Here is a 15057-nt window from a genome sequence, read left to right as displayed (position 1 = left end):
GGGGATCGCACCGTCGTGGTGCGGTCCCCGGAGGTGTCCCTGCCTGGCCTGGGGCTGTCCTAGGCTGGGAACCACGTTTCGACTTTCAAGGAGGCCATCATGGCTGATCCAGCACGCGCCGCACGGCTCGCCCAGCGCATCAAGGTGATCGTGGCCGAGGCGCTGCGTCGTCGGGTCAAGGACGAGCGCGCGGAGCTCATCACTGTCACTGACGCGCGCGTCACCAACGACCTGCAGCACGCCACGGTCTACTACACGGTCATGGGTGACGACGACGCCCGCCGGGGTGCCGAGGAGGTGCTTGCCGCCCACAAGGGAGCCGTGCGCCATGAGATGGGCAAGCAGCTGACCATCCGGCTCACCCCGACCATCGAGTTCGTCGCTGATGAGATCCCGGAGTCCGCCGCGCATCTGGAGGATCTGCTGCGCAAGGCGCGGGAGCAGGACGAGCAGGTCGCCGCCCTGCGCGAGCAGGCGGCTCCGGCCGGGGGCGAGGACCCCTACCGTTCGATGGGCGAGGGGTCGGAGGAGTCCGAGCACGCCGGCTCTGAGGGTGTCGCCTCTGACGGGACCGGCTCCGCTGACGAGCGCTGAGGGGCCGGCATACCTATGGGCAAGCAGCAGCGCGCGGAGGAGATCGCTGTCGGTTCCGGCCTGGTGCTGGTGGACAAGCCGGCCGGGTGGACCAGCCATGACGTCGTCGGGCGGATCCGCCGGCTGGCGGGCACCCGCAAGGTGGGGCATGCAGGCACCCTGGACCCCATGGCCACCGGGGTGCTCGTGGTCGGCATCAACCGCGCGACGCGGCTGCTGACCCACATCGTGGGGGTCTCCAAGACCTATACGGCCACCATCAGGTTGGGGCAGTCGACCACCACGGACGACGCCGAGGGTGAGCTGCGCCAGACCCGCTTCGCCAATGCGATCACCCCGGAGCGGGTGCAGCATGAGGTGGACGGGCTGACCGGGGAGATCCAGCAGGTGCCGGCCACGGTCTCGGCGATCAAGGTCGACGGACGCCGGGCCTATGACCGTGCCCGCAAGGGCGAGGACGTCCAGCTGGCGGCTCGGCCCGTGACGGTGCATCGCTTCGACGTGCTCCAGTTCCGGCGCGTCGAGGGCGGACGGCTCGTCGACGTCGACGTCGAGGTGGACGTCTCCTCCGGCACCTATGTGCGGGCGCTTGCCCGTGACTTGGGGGAGGCGCTCCAGGTCGGCGGGCACCTGACAGCGCTGCGTCGCACCGCGGTGGGTCCCTATCGGATCGAGAACGCGCTGACTCTGGACCAGCTGGCCGAGGACTTCGGCTATGTGGGCCTGGCCGAGGCCGCGGCGCGGATCTTCGCGCAGCGTGAGCTGAGCGCCGAGGAGGCGGAGAACCTCGGGCATGGACGCCGCATCACCGCCTCCGGCACAGGTGCCGCGGGAGAACCGGATCAGCTCACAGCGGCCTTCGGGCCCGACGGCGAGCTGATCGCTCTGCTGAAGGACGTGCCGGCGAAGAAGGACGCCTCCGCCTCCGGCGAGGCCGCCCGCGCGGCTGCTGCGGAGCAGGCGGACTTCCAAGCGAAGCCGGAGCTGGTCTTCGCGCCGCAGTGAGCGGCTTCACCTGCCGGATGCTCCGCTGCGAAGTGTTCTACAGGGTGTAGAGGTTTAGAATCGTCCAGGACCGCTCGGCAGGAGGAGACACATGACCCTGATGTTCATCATCGGCACCGTCGTGTGCGCCGCCTCCACGCTGATCTGCTGGGTGATGACGGCGCTGCGCCGCCATCCGGCGGACTCCTCGATCATCAGCCTCGCCGCCGTCGAGCTCTTTCTGGTGGCCTACGGCATCTACGCCGCGGTGCGGCAGCTGGGCTTCGAGGCGACCATCACCGGTGAGGGCTGGGAGTTCTGGGGCTACGTGTTCACGGCGCTGCTGCTGCCCGTGGGCGTGTTCGTCTGGGCGATGATCGACAAGACCCGCTGGTCGAACCTGGTGATGAGCTTCGTGGGCCTGGTGGTCTTCGTGATGGTCTATCGCATGGAGGTCATCTGGTGGGGGAGCGCGCTATGACATCTGAGACGGGCCCCTCCACTCCGCGGAATCGCGGGGTGGGCATGCTGATCATCACCGCCTACGGGATCTTCGCGGTCTCGGCCACCGCCCGGGCGCTCTATCAGATCCTCGTGCACTTCGACGACGCTCCGGTGGCATACTCGCTGAGCGCTTTCGCCGCGCTGGTCTACGTCTTCGCGACCCTCGCCCTGGCCCGGACCTCGACGGCGGCATGGCGTGCTGCGCTGGTGGCGGTGCTGATCGAGATGGTCGGGGTGCTGACGGTGGGGTCCTGGACCTTCCTGAATCCGACGCTCTTCCCGGAGGCCACCGTGTGGTCGCACTTCGGGCAGGGCTACGGCTTCGTCCCGCTGGTGCTGCCGTTCCTGGGGCTGTACTGGCTGTGGCGCCATCGGCCGTCCCGGAACCTGCCGAGCGGAGTGCCTCGGACGGGAATGGGCACCGACTGATCGGTGCTCCATAATAGGTACCGGCCCTGATGCCGACGCACCACCTGCAGATCCGAGGAGACACGTGCACTACTGGAACGGTCTGGATGAGGTTCCCGCGGACCTCGGTCCGACGGCGGTCACCATCGGCAATTTCGACGGTGTCCACCTGGGGCATCAGGAGGTCCTGAGGCAGCTGGCCGTGGCGGCCGTCGAACATGGCTGTGTCGCCGTCGCGGTGTCCTTCGATCCGCACCCTGCCCTGGTGCACCGGCCCGACTCCAGTCCGGAGATGCTCACCGGGGTGCAGGAGAAGATCAACCGGCTGGCGACCACCGGGATCGACGCGCTGCTGATGATGCGATATTCACTCGATCTGGCCGCGCTGACTCCGGAGGAGTTCGTGCTGCGGTGCTTCGTGGAGGGGCTCAACGCCCGTGTGGTGGTGGTCGGGCATGACGTGCGTTTCGGCCGGGACAACACCGGCTCGTTCGAGACCATGGTCGAACTGGGGCGTCAGCATGGTTTCACCGTGGTCGGGGTGGACGACTTCGGCTCGGACCGGCGCTGCTCCTCCACCTGGGTCCGGGAGGCGCTGGCCGACGGCGACGTCGCCGCGGCCCGCGAGGTGCTGGGGCGTCCCCATGCGGTGCTGGGTGAGGTGGTCCATGGGGCCGCCCGTGGGCGCGAGCTGGGCTTCCCCACCGCGAATCTGAGCCAGCAGGCCGAGGGCATGATCCCGGCTGACGGCGTCTACGCTGGCTGGCTGACCGACGGACGCGGGCGGCGCTGGCCCTCGGCGATCTCCGTGGGTTCGAATCCCACGTTCGACGGGGTGCAGCGCGTGGTCGAGTCTTTCGTGATCGGCCGTCCCAAGGAGAAGGTCGAGGACTTCGACCTCTACGGGCAGCAGGTGCGGGTGGAGTTCATCGAGCGCCTGCGCGGCATGGTGGCCTTCGAGGGCATCCCGGAGCTGATCCGTCAGATGGAGGAGGACGTGGTGCGGGCGAAACAATCGCTGGGCACCGACGATCCGGAGCACCTGGACGCGTGGCCGATCCCGGCCGTGGAGGGCTGACCTGATGGGCCCGGCTGCTCCTGAGGCAGGCGGGGCGGCAGGAGCGTCGCCGAATCGTCCTCGGCTCAGGCCTGGTGACCAGGTGGTCATCGCCGATCCGGGCCGTCGGCGCGTGCTCGGCGGTGCCTACGCCGAAGAGATGGATCGCCCTGCGGCCCGTGAGTATGACGCCCTGCGCCCGCGGTACCCGGGGACGGCGGTGGAGAAGGTGCTGGGTGCGGCGAATGCCGGCCGGGCACCGCTGCGGATCGCGGATCTGGGCGCAGGCACCGGGATCCTGACCCGTCAGCTGCTGGACGTCGGAGCGGATCGGGTGGGCCAGGTGCATGCGGTGGAGCCCAGCCATGTCATGACCCAGGTGTTGGCGGAGACCCTCGACGACGGCGACGAGACCAGCGGCGGCCAAACGAGCGACGGCGAGGGGGCGGGTGCTGCCGGATCCCGGCTGCAGATCCACCTGACGACGGCGGAGGACACCGGCCTGCCGGAGGACGGCGTCGACGTCGTCGTGGTGGCCCAGGCCTGGCACTGGTTCGAGGTCGCCGCCGTGCAGCGTGAGGCCCATCGGATCCTGGCCGTCGGCGGGGCGATGGCGATCCTCTCCAACCATCTCGACACCTCGGATCCCTGGGTGCACCGGCTGACCAGGATCATGCGGGCCGGGGACGTGCATCGACCCGGCTGGGTCCCACCGATGAACCCGCGGCTGTTCGCCGAGCCGCGCACCGAGGAGTTCACCTGGTCGCGCCGACTGACCGCCGACCAGGTGCGCGGGCTGGCCACCACGATGAGCTCATGGCTCAGTGCGGGGGAGAAGGAGCGGGCCCGGCGTCGGGCCAATCTGGACTGGTACCTCCAGGAGCATTCCGGTCTGGCCGGAGGCGACGTCGTCGAACTGCCGTACCTGACGGTGCTGCACACCGCCGCCCGCCGGTGAGAGTCCTCGTCGGTGGCACATGCCGGTCGCTGCGGCGGCGGATTCGTCCTGCTCCCTGGTGCTGGGGTAAAGTGGATCAGTCGTCGTCCGCGACGATCACGCCATGCTGCAGTCCGCGGTGGCTGGCGCTCGATGACGGTCCGCCGTCGTCGGGACTCTGTTCGCGGTACAAGCATCAAGGAGCAATCCCATGGCTTTGGATCCCGCTGTCAAGCAGGAGATCATCAAGGAGTACGCGACCCACGAGGGCGACACTGGTTCGCCTGAGGTTCAGGTCGCCGTGCTGACTCGCCGGATCAGCGACCTCACGGAGCACCTGAAGTCGCACAAGCAGGACCACCACACTCGTCGTGGCCTGATGATCCTGGTGGGTCGCCGTCGCCGTCTGCTCAAGTACCTGCAGAACACTGACATCGAGCGGTACCGTGCGCTGATCAAGCGCCTCGGCATCCGCCGCTGAGTGTCTCAGGCACCGCCCAAGGCGTGCAGACGCTGATACCAAGCTGATGGAACAGGTGGCTCCACACACGGTCGAATGACCGTGGGAGTCACCTGTTCTGTATGCGAGACTATGAAGGACAGGCACGCCGGTGCGAGCATGGATACCACGTGCTCCGGTCCTCGGTAGTGGCCTCCGGGAGCCGCGCGCAGGCGCAGGCAGCCCGTGGGCTTCGATCGATGGCCGTCATGTGGTCTGATCCAGCTCCTCTCGCCGGCGTCCGTGCCTGGTTATTCGACAACTGAGAGGAGACACCTGTTATGCAGGGTCCCGAGGTTCACTATTCCGAGGCTGTGATCGACAACGGTCGGTTCGGCACTCGTACCATCAACTTTGAGACCGGGCGGCTGGCCAAGCAGGCCGCCGGCTCGACTCTGGTCACCCTCGACGAGGAGACCACCATCCTGTCGGCCACCACGGTCGGCAAGTCCCCCCGCGAAGGGTTCGACTTCTTCCCGCTCACGGTGGACGTCGAGGAGCGCATGTACGCCGCCGGGCGCATCCCCGGCTCGTTCTTCCGCCGCGAGGGCCGCCCGTCGACGGACGCGATCCTGGCCTGCCGGCTGATCGACCGCCCGCTGCGCCCCGCCTTCAAGAAGGGCATCCGCAACGAGGTCCAGGTGGTCGAGACCATCCTGGCCATGAACCCGGATGACCTCTACGACGTCGTGGCCATCAACGCCGCCTCGCTGTCCACCCAGCTCTCCGGTCTGCCGTTCTCCGGCCCCATCGGCGGCGTGCGCGTGGCTCTGGTGCATGACTCCGAAGGTCCCCAGTGGGTGGCCTTCCCGAAGTACTCGCAGCTGGAGAACGCTGTGTTCAACATGGTCGTGGCCGGCCGCGTCGTCGGCGATGACATCGCCGTGATGATGGTCGAGGCCGAGGCGACTGACGGCTCCTGGAAGCTGATCAAGGATCAGGGCCGCACCGCTCCGACCGAGGACGTCGTCGCCGAGGGCCTGGAGGCTGCCAAGCCGTTCATCAAGGTCCTCTGCGAGGCGCAGGCCGACCTCGTCGCCCGTGCCGGCAAGGAGCCTGTGGAGGTGCCGACCTTCGTGGACTACGAGGACGACGTCTTCCAGGCCGTGAAGGCCGCCGGCGAGGAGAAGCTCACCGGCATCTACCAGATCGCGGACAAGCAGGACCGCGACGCCGCCGACGCCGAGCTGAAGGCTGAGCTCGTTGAGCAGCTTGCCGGCGAGGGCCAGCAGTTCGAGGGCCGCGGCTCCGAGGTGGGCAAGGCGCTGAGCGCGGTCACCAAGCAGGTCATCCGCCAGCGCATCCTGCGCGACCAGTTCCGCATCGACGGCCGCGGGCTGACGGACATCCGTCAGCTGACCGCCGAGGTCGAGGTGCTGCCGCGGGTGCACGGCTCGGCGATCTTCGAGCGCGGCGAGACCCAGATCATGGGTGTCACCACGCTGAACATGCTGAAGATGGAGCAGTCCATCGACAGCCTGTCGCCGGAGACCAAGAAGCGGTACATGCACAACTACAACTTCCCGCCGTACTCCACCGGTGAGACCGGTCGTGTGGGAAGCCCGAAGCGCCGCGAGATCGGCCACGGTGCTCTCGCCGAGCGCGCCGTGATGCCGGTGCTGCCCTCGCGTGAGGAGTTCCCTTACGCGATCCGTCAGGTCTCTGAGGCACTGGGCTCCAACGGCTCCACCTCGATGGGCTCCGTCTGCGCCTCGACGCTGTCGCTGCTCAACGCCGGTGTGCCGCTGAAGGCTCCGGTGGCCGGAATCGCCATGGGTCTGGTCTCCGATGAGGTCGACGGTGAGACCCGCTACGCGGCGCTGACCGACATCCTGGGCGTCGAGGACGCCTTCGGCGACATGGACTTCAAGGTGGCAGGCACCGAGGAGTTCATCACCGCCATCCAGCTGGACACCAAGCTCGACGGCATCCCCGCCTCCGTGCTGGGTGCCGCGCTGAAGCAGGCACGTGAGGCTCGGCTGCACATCCTGAGCGTCATCAACGCCGCGATCGACACTCCGGATGAGATGTCCGAGTTCGCGCCGCGCATCATCTCGGTGATGGTCCCGGTGGACAAGATCGGTGAGGTCATCGGCCCGAAGGGCAAGATGATCAACCAGATCCAGGAGGACACCGGCACCGACATCTCCATCGAGGATGACGGCACCGTGCTGATCGGCGCCACCAACGGTGAAGCCGCGGAGGCCGCGCGCAGCGCGATCAACGCGATCGCCAACCCGCAGGTCCCCGAGGTGGGGGAGCGGTACCTGGGCACGGTCGTGAAGATCACCACCTTCGGTGCGTTCATCTCACTGACCCCGGGCAAGGATGGTCTGCTGCACATCTCCGAGCTGCGCAAGCTCAACGACGGCAAGCGCGTCGACGACGTCGAGGACGTCGTGGGTGTGGGCCAGAAGCTGCAGGTCGAGATCACCAAGATCGATGACCGCGGCAAGCTGTCGCTGTCTCCGGTGACCGAGGACGACGGCTCCGGCGAGGAGAAGCAGTCCGTCAACCAGGTGCTGGTCGACTCCGAGTGACTCTGCTGAGCTGACACCAGCTCTGAGCTGACGAAGGCCGGTGGCCGTTCCCCGCGGGGAGCTGCCACCGGCCTTCTTCGTGTGGGGCGGCATCCTCTGCCTCGAGCGCCCAGCAGGTGCGAGGGGTGTACGGCGGAATGATCTGCCGGATATGTGATGCTGGACGTGTGACGCAGGACGACGAGGTCAGCCGCGGCACCCGTGGCGGAAGTCGTCGCGTACCTGTGCGAAGCGCGCACCTCGACGCCGTCTGCGCCGCTGGTGGTGATGTCATCGTCTCCGGGGCCTCATCGGCCTGCCCCGACCACGGCCCTCTGTCGAAAGGACCGCTCCGTGCAGAAGATCATCACACAGCCGGACGATGTCGTGGACGACGTTCTGGACGGCATCTGCCACGCCCACGCGGAGCGTCTGCGACCTGTCGACGCCCCGGGACCGTGCGCGGCGGTGGTCCACTTCCTGCGTGAGCTCGCGGCCCGGGAACAGGAGACGGCATGACGCTTCTGGTCGTGGGATCGATCAATGAGGACCTGACGATTCGGCTTCCCGAGTTCCCCCAGCCAGGGGAGACCCTGGGCGCGTCCTCTGTGACGAGGACGATCGGCGGGAAGAGCGCGAATCAGGCAGTGGCAGCTGCTCTGGTCGGCGCACAGTGTCGTCTGGTGGCCCGCGTGGGTTCCGACGACGGCGGAGCGGAGGCTCTGCGGGTCCTCGGCGAAGCAGGCGTGGACACCGATGGTGTCCTTGCCGGAGAAGGGCCGACGGGTTCTGCCTTCATCAGTGTGCGTGACGACGGGGAGAACACCATCGTCGTCGTCCCCGGGGCGAATGCGCAACTGCACGTGGAGCACATCTCTGAGGACGTGTTCGACGGGGCCGACTGGCTGCTGTTGAGCTTGGAAGTGCCGCTGGCGACGGTCGGCGGGCTCGCGGCCCGCGCGCGTGCCGCCGGGGTCCGGGTGGCTCTGAACGCGTCACCGCTGCCGAACCAGGCTCTGGATCTGACCCACGTGGACATGGTCGTGGTGAACGATGGCGAGGCCTCGAGACTCCTCAGGGACCAGGCGTCGGCCGAGAGTGCGCGTGCAGACCACCTCGGTGTCGAGACGCTGGTGGTCACCCACGGCGGGGACGGGGCGACGATCCACGGGCGGGAGGGGGACGTTGTCTCGGTGCCGGGGGTGCCGGTGCGTGCGGTCGACACCACGGGCTGCGGTGACGCCTTCGCCGGAGCTCTGGTGGGACGCCTCACCCGTGGTGACACGGTGTCCCAGGCAGGGGCGACGGCGGCACGGTTCGCAGCCGAGGCGGCGACCCGCCCAGGTGCCCAGGTGTCGTACCCTCGGGACTTCGCCGTGTGAAGCCGCGGCGTGCGCGAAGGGCTTGCCCGCGGGCGAAGCGCGCTGGAGGATGGGGACCGTTCCACCGAGTGGACCCGTCGGCTGATCTGCACTGATCGCCGGCCTCCCAACCTCCGAGAGGACATCGATGCGCTCCCCGATCCTGGACTACCTCGACACGCTGATCTCCGAGACGGATCACATCTCCTCGGGGGAGCCGGCGGACTACATACCCGAGCTGGCCGCCGCCGACCCTGACAAGGTCGCCGTCGCCCTGTGCACCGTCAACGGCACGGTCTACGCCAGCGGGGACGCGGACCATCAGTTCAGCATCCAGTCGATGTCGAAGCCTTTCGCCTACGCGTTGGCGATCGAGGATCAGGGGCTGGAGAGGGTCCGTGATCTCATCGGGGTGGAGCCCAGCGGGGAGGCTTTCAACGAGCTGTCGCTGGATCCTGAGACGGGAAAGCCCCGGAACCCGATGATCAATGCCGGCGCCATCGCGACCCATGCGCTCATCGCCTCTGACGGGCAGTCCAGGGTGGAGCGGGTTCTGGAGTTCTTCGGCAGCCTGTCGGGCCGGACGATCGAGATCGATGAAGCGGTGGCGTCCTCCGAGCTCGCCACGGGGGACCGCAACCTGGGACTGGCGTATCTGCTGCACTCCTCAGGGCAGCTCGCCGGAGATCCGCAGGAGTCGGTGACCGGATACATCCGCCAGTGCGCGGCTTCGATGACGGTCTCGGACCTGGCGCTGATGGCGGCGACCCTGGCCAACGGGGGCGTGCAGCCGCGGACCGGGGAGAGGCTGCTGTGCCGGGAGAGCACCCGCCATCTGCTCAGCGTGATGGCGTCCTGCGGGATGTATGACGCCGCCGGCGACTGGCTCACCGGCGTGGGCATCCCCGCCAAGAGCGGGGTGGCCGGAGGCATCATCGGTGTTCTCCCGGGCCAGGTGGGGGTCGCGGTCTTCTCTCCGCGCCTGGACGGGCACGGCAACAGCGTCCGTGGTGTGGAGATGATGCAGCGCCTGTCCGAGGATCTGGGCCTTCACCTCATGGAGGCGAGCCGCCCGGCACGGTCGGCGCTGCGCGAGACTCGCATCGTCTCCCTGGAGGGGCGCCCGGCGACGATCTACGTGCTTCAGGGAGACCTGGTGCTCAGCAGCATCGAGGCGCTGGTCCATGAACTCATCGAGTCCCCGCCGACCACCGATGTGGTGGTCTTCGACATGGCACGGGTGGACGAGGTGCTGCCCGTGGCCCGACGCACCTCTTCTGAGATGGCAGCGAAGCTCCTGGATGGGGGGCATCGGATCGTCATCGTCGACCCCGAGTCCATGGTCGAGGACTTCACGGACAGCCGTGGACGAGGGATCGAGCGGTGGAGCCCGGAGAGGCTCGAATCCGCTCTCGCCTGAGATGATCCTCCAGGGCGGGTCACCGAGGGGTCCCTCCCGTCGGATCCCCGGTCCTAGACGAAGGCGGACATTCCGGTGAGCTCTCGGCCGGCGATGAGCATGTTGATGCTGTGGGTGCCTTCATAGGTGTAGAGCGCCTCGATGTCCGCTGCGACCTTCGCGATCTCGTGGGTGCTCAGGATGCCGTTGCCGCCCAGAATCTCTCGGGCGGCTGCTGCGGATTCTCGGGCCAGCCTGGTCAGCGTGGCCTTGGCCAGCGAGGCCCGCAGCATGGTGAGGGCACCTTCTTCCTGGAGCCGGCTCAGTTCGCCCATGAGGGCGGTGGAGACCGCGAGATTCCCGGCCACATGGGCCAGGGTAGATTGGATGAGCTGGAATGACGCCAGGGGAGTGCCGAACTGCTCCCGCTGACGTGCGTAGCCGCTGGCGATGTCGAACAGCGCCTGCTGGGCTCCCACGGCCTGCCAGCCCACCCATGCCCGGGAGGACATCAGGAGATCGTTGGTCACGGAGAAGGAGGTGGCCCCGGGCAGTATGGCGTCCTCGGGCACGGTCACATCGAGCTCGACGTCGGCGTTCTGCATGATGCGCAGGCCCGTCTTGCCCTCGATTTTGCTCGCCCGGTATCCGGGGGTGCCGGTCGGCACCAGAAATCCCTTGATCTGACCGTCGGCCGTGTCTCGGGCCCAGACCAGGGCGATGTCGGCCATGGTGCCGGCCCCGATCCACCTCTTGGATCCGCGGATCTGCCATTCTCCGTCCGAGAGGGTCGCCGAGGTGGCCAGCCCGCCGGCGATGTCGGAGCCGTGCTCCGGCTCGGTGAGGCAGAATGCGCCGATGGCCTCCAGGGAGCGCAGCCGGGGCAGCCAGCGCTGTCTCTGATCCTCGGAGCCGAGCTGCTGGATGGTGCCGATGATCAGTTCGTTGTGGATGCCCAGCAGCGCGGACAGCGAGACGTCGGCTCGGGCGATGGCCGCGTGGGCCAGCCCTTGGAAGAGCGGGGAGGATCCGTCGACGAGCGTCTCGCCGAGTCCCAGTGCGGCCAGCCCGGGGAGCAGGCGGTCCGGGAACTCCTCCGCATTCCAGGGCTCGATGACGGCAGGGCGCACCGTCTGCTGCAGATGCTGAGTCAGGCCTGCGAGGCGAGCCTGTTCGGCGTCGTCGAGATGGCGAGACAGCTGCATCAGGTCCAGGTGCTGCTCGGTGGGGACATTCTTGCGGGCCCGTTTCTGGATCACAGGGGTGGTCTGTGTCGTCATCGTCGTCTCCGTCTCCTGGGGTCTAAGCCCTCGTGGGGCTGGTCGCGCGTGCCATGGGTGGTGGCTTTACCGACTATAGGACTTCCAAGTATATTCTAGAGTGACTACGATCACACATCGGCATGAAGGGCATCGAGCTGCCGAAGACCATCTCGGGTAAGATTCGGCGCGTCCAGCTGCGTCATGCCGACGAGTAGCGCGCGCAGGCCGGGCCGCCAGAATCAGGGGCCCGCCCGGAGTTTTGAGAGGAAGAGCCGGATCTCACGCGGCGGCGGTGACCGGCCGTCGTCCCCGCTGCGAAAGGGCTCGCCGTCCCGACTCCCGAAGGAGACCTGTATGCACGACCCCCTCGCCAAGGACCCCATCGCTGAGGTCAGGAAGAACTGGGAGCGGCACGGGTGGGAGTCAGCAGCAGCCCCTGCGGCGGCCGTGACGGCGATCATGCGCACCCAGCAGATCCTGCTGGGCCGCGCGCAGGAGATCCTCAAGCCGTTCAAGCTGACGTTCGCCCGGTACGAGGTGCTCTCCCTGCTCAGCTTCTCGCGGGAGAACCGCATGCCGATGAACAAGGCGAGCAAGCTGCTCCAGGTCCACCCGACCTCGATCACCAACGCGGTGGACCGGCTGGAGTCGGCAGGGCTGGTGCAGCGCCAGCCCCATGAGTCGGACCGGCGGGCGATGCTTCTGGTGCTGACGCCCGAGGGCACGCAGGTGGCGGAGCGCGCCACGAAGGCGCTCAACGAGCAGCTGTTCGAGTCCACCGGGTTCGAGGAGCAGGAGATCGAGGACCTCAACGCGATCCTCGCCCGGTTTCGTCGGCGCGCGGGGGACTTCGCCGACTGACCGCCGGCGTCTCAGGCCTGGGGGCGCCGGTGCCTCAGGCCTCGTGTGATGAGGAGTTCTCGCGGATGGTGTTGATGATCGCGGAGAAGTCCTGCCGGGCGCCGTCTCCTGCGGCGAACTCGGAGTAGATGGCGGCGGCCAGCCGGCCCAGCTGGGCGTCCACCGACTGCTCGTCCAGCGCGTTGGTGGCCAGCGTGAGGTCCTTGGCCATCAGGGCTCCGGCGAATCCAGGCTGGTAGTCGCGGGTCGCCGGAGAGGTCGGCACCGGTCCGGGCACGGGGCAGTTGGTGGTCAGCGCCCAGCACTGTCCGGAGGCTTTGGAGACGACGTCGAAGAGCGCCTGATGGGTCAGCCCCAGTTTCTCGCCGAGCACGAAGGCCTCTCCCACCGCGATCTGAGTGACGCCGAGGATCATGTTGTTGCAGATCTTGGCCGCCTGGCCCAGGCCGTTGCCGCCGCAATGGACGGCGCGGGTCCCCATGATGTCCAGCAGCGGGTGCACAGCGGCGACGACGTCGTCCTCCCCGCCCACCATGAAGGCCAGGGTCCCGGCCTCGGCACCGACCACGCCGCCGGAGACCGGCGCATCGACGGCGCGGAAGCCGGCCTGCTGGGCCAGCTCTGCGGCCTGTTGGGCCTCGGAGATGTTGATGGTGGAGCAGTCCAGGAAGATGGTGCCGGGGCGGGCGGCCGCCAACAGTCCCGGTGTCTCCTGATAGGCCGAGATCACGTGCCGCCCGGAAGGCAGCATGGTCAGGACCACCTCGGCCTGAGCCACGGCCTCCAGCGGATCGGTGACCACCTGCACCCCGTGGTGACGGGCGGTCTCCATGGCTTCCGTGACCACGTCGAAGCCCAGCACCGGCACGCCGGCGGTGACCAGGTTCGCGGCCATCGGCCCGCCCATGTTGCCCAGTCCGATGAAGGCGACGGTCGGGTGCGACGTCGTCTGTGGAGCGTCGGTGCTCATGAGTGTGCCTCCAGGGGTGCAGGGCCGGATCTAGGGTCTGATGCGGGGCGGAGCGTGGGGGTGGACTGTGGGTCAGGAGGGGAAGTCTCGCCGGCCACGGGTCAGCTTCCCTCGGGCATGATGAAGCTGGCGCCCTCTTTGATGCCGGAGGGCCAGCGGGTGCTCACGGTCTTGGTCTTGGTGTAGAAGTTCAGCCCGTCGGTGCCATGCTGGTTGAGGTCGCCGAATCCGGAGGCCTTCCAGCCGCCGAAGGTGTAGTAGGCGATGGGCACCGGGATGGGCACGTTGACCCCGACCATCCCGACGTCCACCCGGGAGCTGAAGTCGCGGGCGGTGTCGCCGTCGCGGGTGAAGATCGCCACCCCGTTGCCGAATTCGTGCTCGCTGGGCAGGCGCAGGGCCTCGTCGTAGTCGGCGGCGCGCACGATGGTCAGCACCGGGCCGAAGATCTCTTCCCGGTAGACGCGCATCGCGGGGGTGACCCGGTCGAAGAGCGTGGCGCCGACCCAGTAGCCGTTCGGGTAGCCCTCGACGGTGACGCCGCGGCCGTCGACGACGAGCTCGGCGCCTTCGTCCACGCCCACGCCGATGTAGTCCTCGATGCGCGCCTTGGCGTCGGCGCCCACCACGGGGCCGAAGTCGCTGGTGGGGTCCAGGGAGGGGCCCACGGTGAGCCTGCCGATGCGCTCGACCAGCTTCTCCCGGAGGGCCTCGGCGGTGGCCTCGCCGACCGGGACGGCGACGGAGATGGCCATGCACCGTTCGCCGGCCGAGCCGAAGCCGGCGCCGATCAGGGCGTCAGCGGCCTGGTCGAGATCGGCGTCGGGCATGATCACCATGTGGTTCTTAGCGCCGCCGAAGCACTGGGCGCGCGTGCCGTGGGCGGCGGCGGAGGCGTAGATGGACTGCGCGATCGGGGTGGATCCCACGAAGCCTACGGCTTTGACCCGGGGATCCTCGATGAGTGCGTCCACCGACTCCTTGTCTCCGTTGACGACATTGAGGGTGCCCGGGGGCATGCCTGCCTCAAGCGCCAGCTCAGCCAGGCGCAGCGGCACGGACGGGTCACGCTCGGAGGGTTTGAGGATGAAGGTGTTGCCGGCCGCCAGGGCGATCCCGGCCTTCCACAGCGGGATCATTGCCGGGAAGTTGAAGGGAGTGATCCCTGCGGCCACCCCCAGCGGTTGGCGCAGGCTGTGCACGTCCATCCCGGTGGCGACGTCGTGGGAGAACTCGCCTTTGAGCAGGTGCGGGGCTCCGGCGCCGAACTCCACGACCTCCACGCCGCGCTGGATGTCGCCCTTGGCGTCGTCGAAGGTCTTGCCGTGCTCGTTTGAGAGCATCTCGGCGAGCTCGTCGCGATGGGTCTGGATCAGGTCGACCCATTTGAGCAGGATGCGGCCGCGCCGCTGGGGGTTCATGCCGGACCACTGCGGGAACGCGCGCTGGGCGGAGTCGACGGCTCGGCTGACCTCATCGCGGGAGGCCAGCGGCACATGGGAGGAGACCTCGCCGCGCACCGGGTTGAAGACCTCGCGGTGACGGCCGGAGGTCCCGCGCACATGCTCTCCGTGGATGAAGTGGGACAGTTCGGGCATGGGGATGCTCCTTCGTGCGCTGAGTGTGAGGTGCCTCTCACTCGTCACCCTAGGCTCACGTCATTGGACGTGCAACTATCAGGGTGAGCGTGCGGCCTCAGAGG

15 protein-coding genes are annotated in these 15057 nt (G+C 68.1%); 12 read left to right on the top strand and 3 right to left on the bottom strand.

Annotated features, from left to right (window positions below):
* Positions 1-99: 99 nt before the first annotated feature.
* The 11 genes from rbfA (at position 100) to ODE13_RS00920 (ending at position 10283) form a co-directional block, all read left to right on the top strand.
* Positions 100-594: a 30S ribosome-binding factor RbfA gene (gene rbfA, locus ODE13_RS00970; protein WP_179542364.1), complete on the top strand. Its 495-nt coding sequence runs from the start codon at positions 100-102 to the stop codon at positions 592-594.
* A 15-nt stretch (positions 595-609) separates the two neighbouring features.
* Positions 610-1599 (top strand): tRNA pseudouridine(55) synthase TruB, encoded by a 990-nt coding sequence (gene truB, locus ODE13_RS00965; protein ID WP_322477584.1) that lies wholly within the window; start codon positions 610-612, stop codon positions 1597-1599.
* Between the two features lie 91 nt (positions 1600-1690).
* Entirely contained in the window at positions 1691-2059 is a 369-nt protein-coding gene (locus ODE13_RS00960; protein WP_179542366.1) for a hypothetical protein, read from the top strand.
* Positions 2056-2511 carry a hypothetical protein gene (locus ODE13_RS00955; protein ID WP_322477583.1) on the top strand — a complete coding sequence of 152 codons (456 nt, stop codon included), beginning with the start codon at positions 2056-2058 and terminating at the stop codon, positions 2509-2511. The genes ODE13_RS00960 and ODE13_RS00955 overlap by 4 nt, the downstream gene beginning before the upstream one ends.
* A 64-nt stretch (positions 2512-2575) precedes the next feature.
* Positions 2576-3568, top strand: coding sequence for a bifunctional riboflavin kinase/FAD synthetase (locus ODE13_RS00950; RefSeq protein WP_179542368.1), 993 nt, complete (start codon positions 2576-2578; stop codon positions 3566-3568).
* An 82-nt stretch (positions 3569-3650) separates the two neighbouring features.
* The gene (locus tag ODE13_RS00945; protein WP_322477582.1) at positions 3651-4505 is read left to right on the top strand and encodes a class I SAM-dependent methyltransferase; all 855 of its coding nucleotides are present in this window, start codon (positions 3651-3653) and stop codon (positions 4503-4505) included.
* 190 nt (positions 4506-4695) lie between these two features.
* Positions 4696-4965 (top strand): 30S ribosomal protein S15, encoded by a 270-nt coding sequence (gene rpsO / locus ODE13_RS00940; RefSeq protein ID WP_179542370.1) that lies wholly within the window; start codon positions 4696-4698, stop codon positions 4963-4965.
* Positions 4966-5264: 299 nt separating this feature from the next.
* A complete protein-coding gene (locus ODE13_RS00935) occupies positions 5265-7523 on the top strand; it encodes a polyribonucleotide nucleotidyltransferase (RefSeq protein WP_322477581.1) in 2259 nt (752 codons plus the stop codon).
* A 333-nt stretch (positions 7524-7856) separates the two neighbouring features.
* Positions 7857-8021, top strand: a complete 165-nt coding sequence (locus ODE13_RS00930) for a hypothetical protein (RefSeq protein ID WP_322477580.1) — start codon at positions 7857-7859, stop codon at positions 8019-8021.
* Positions 8018-8884 (top strand): ribokinase, encoded by an 867-nt coding sequence (locus tag ODE13_RS00925; RefSeq protein WP_322477579.1) that lies wholly within the window; start codon positions 8018-8020, stop codon positions 8882-8884. The genes ODE13_RS00930 and ODE13_RS00925 overlap by 4 nt, the downstream gene beginning before the upstream one ends.
* A gap of 127 nt (positions 8885-9011) precedes the next feature.
* On the top strand, positions 9012-10283 hold the full coding sequence (locus ODE13_RS00920; protein WP_322477578.1) for a glutaminase: 1272 nt from the start codon (positions 9012-9014) through the stop codon (positions 10281-10283).
* 53 nt (positions 10284-10336) lie between these two features.
* Here ODE13_RS00920 and ODE13_RS00915 read toward each other — a convergent pair whose 3' ends face one another.
* Positions 10337-11542, bottom strand: coding sequence for an acyl-CoA dehydrogenase family protein (locus ODE13_RS00915; RefSeq protein ID WP_416210496.1), 1206 nt, complete (start codon positions 11540-11542; stop codon positions 10337-10339).
* A gap of 336 nt (positions 11543-11878) precedes the next feature.
* Between ODE13_RS00915 and ODE13_RS00910 the strand changes: the two genes are divergently transcribed.
* Positions 11879-12385 carry a MarR family transcriptional regulator gene (locus ODE13_RS00910; protein ID WP_322477577.1) on the top strand — a complete coding sequence of 169 codons (507 nt, stop codon included), beginning with the start codon at positions 11879-11881 and terminating at the stop codon, positions 12383-12385.
* A 34-nt stretch (positions 12386-12419) separates the two neighbouring features.
* On the opposite strand, the gene mmsB is transcribed toward ODE13_RS00910, so the two are convergent.
* Complete coding sequence (mmsB, locus tag ODE13_RS00905) at positions 12420-13355, bottom strand: 3-hydroxyisobutyrate dehydrogenase (RefSeq protein WP_322477576.1); 936 nt, start codon at positions 13353-13355, stop codon at positions 12420-12422.
* 101 nt (positions 13356-13456) lie between these two features.
* The gene (locus ODE13_RS00900; protein ID WP_322477575.1) at positions 13457-14953 is read right to left on the bottom strand and encodes a CoA-acylating methylmalonate-semialdehyde dehydrogenase; all 1497 of its coding nucleotides are present in this window, start codon (positions 14951-14953) and stop codon (positions 13457-13459) included.
* Positions 14954-15057 lie beyond the last annotated feature (104 nt).

This window comes from Nesterenkonia sp. HG001 (assembly GCF_034438835.1).
Taxonomy (GTDB): Bacteria; Actinomycetota; Actinomycetes; order Actinomycetales; family Micrococcaceae; genus Nesterenkonia; species Nesterenkonia xinjiangensis.
This window is presented reverse-complemented; position numbering and strand designations above follow the sequence as displayed.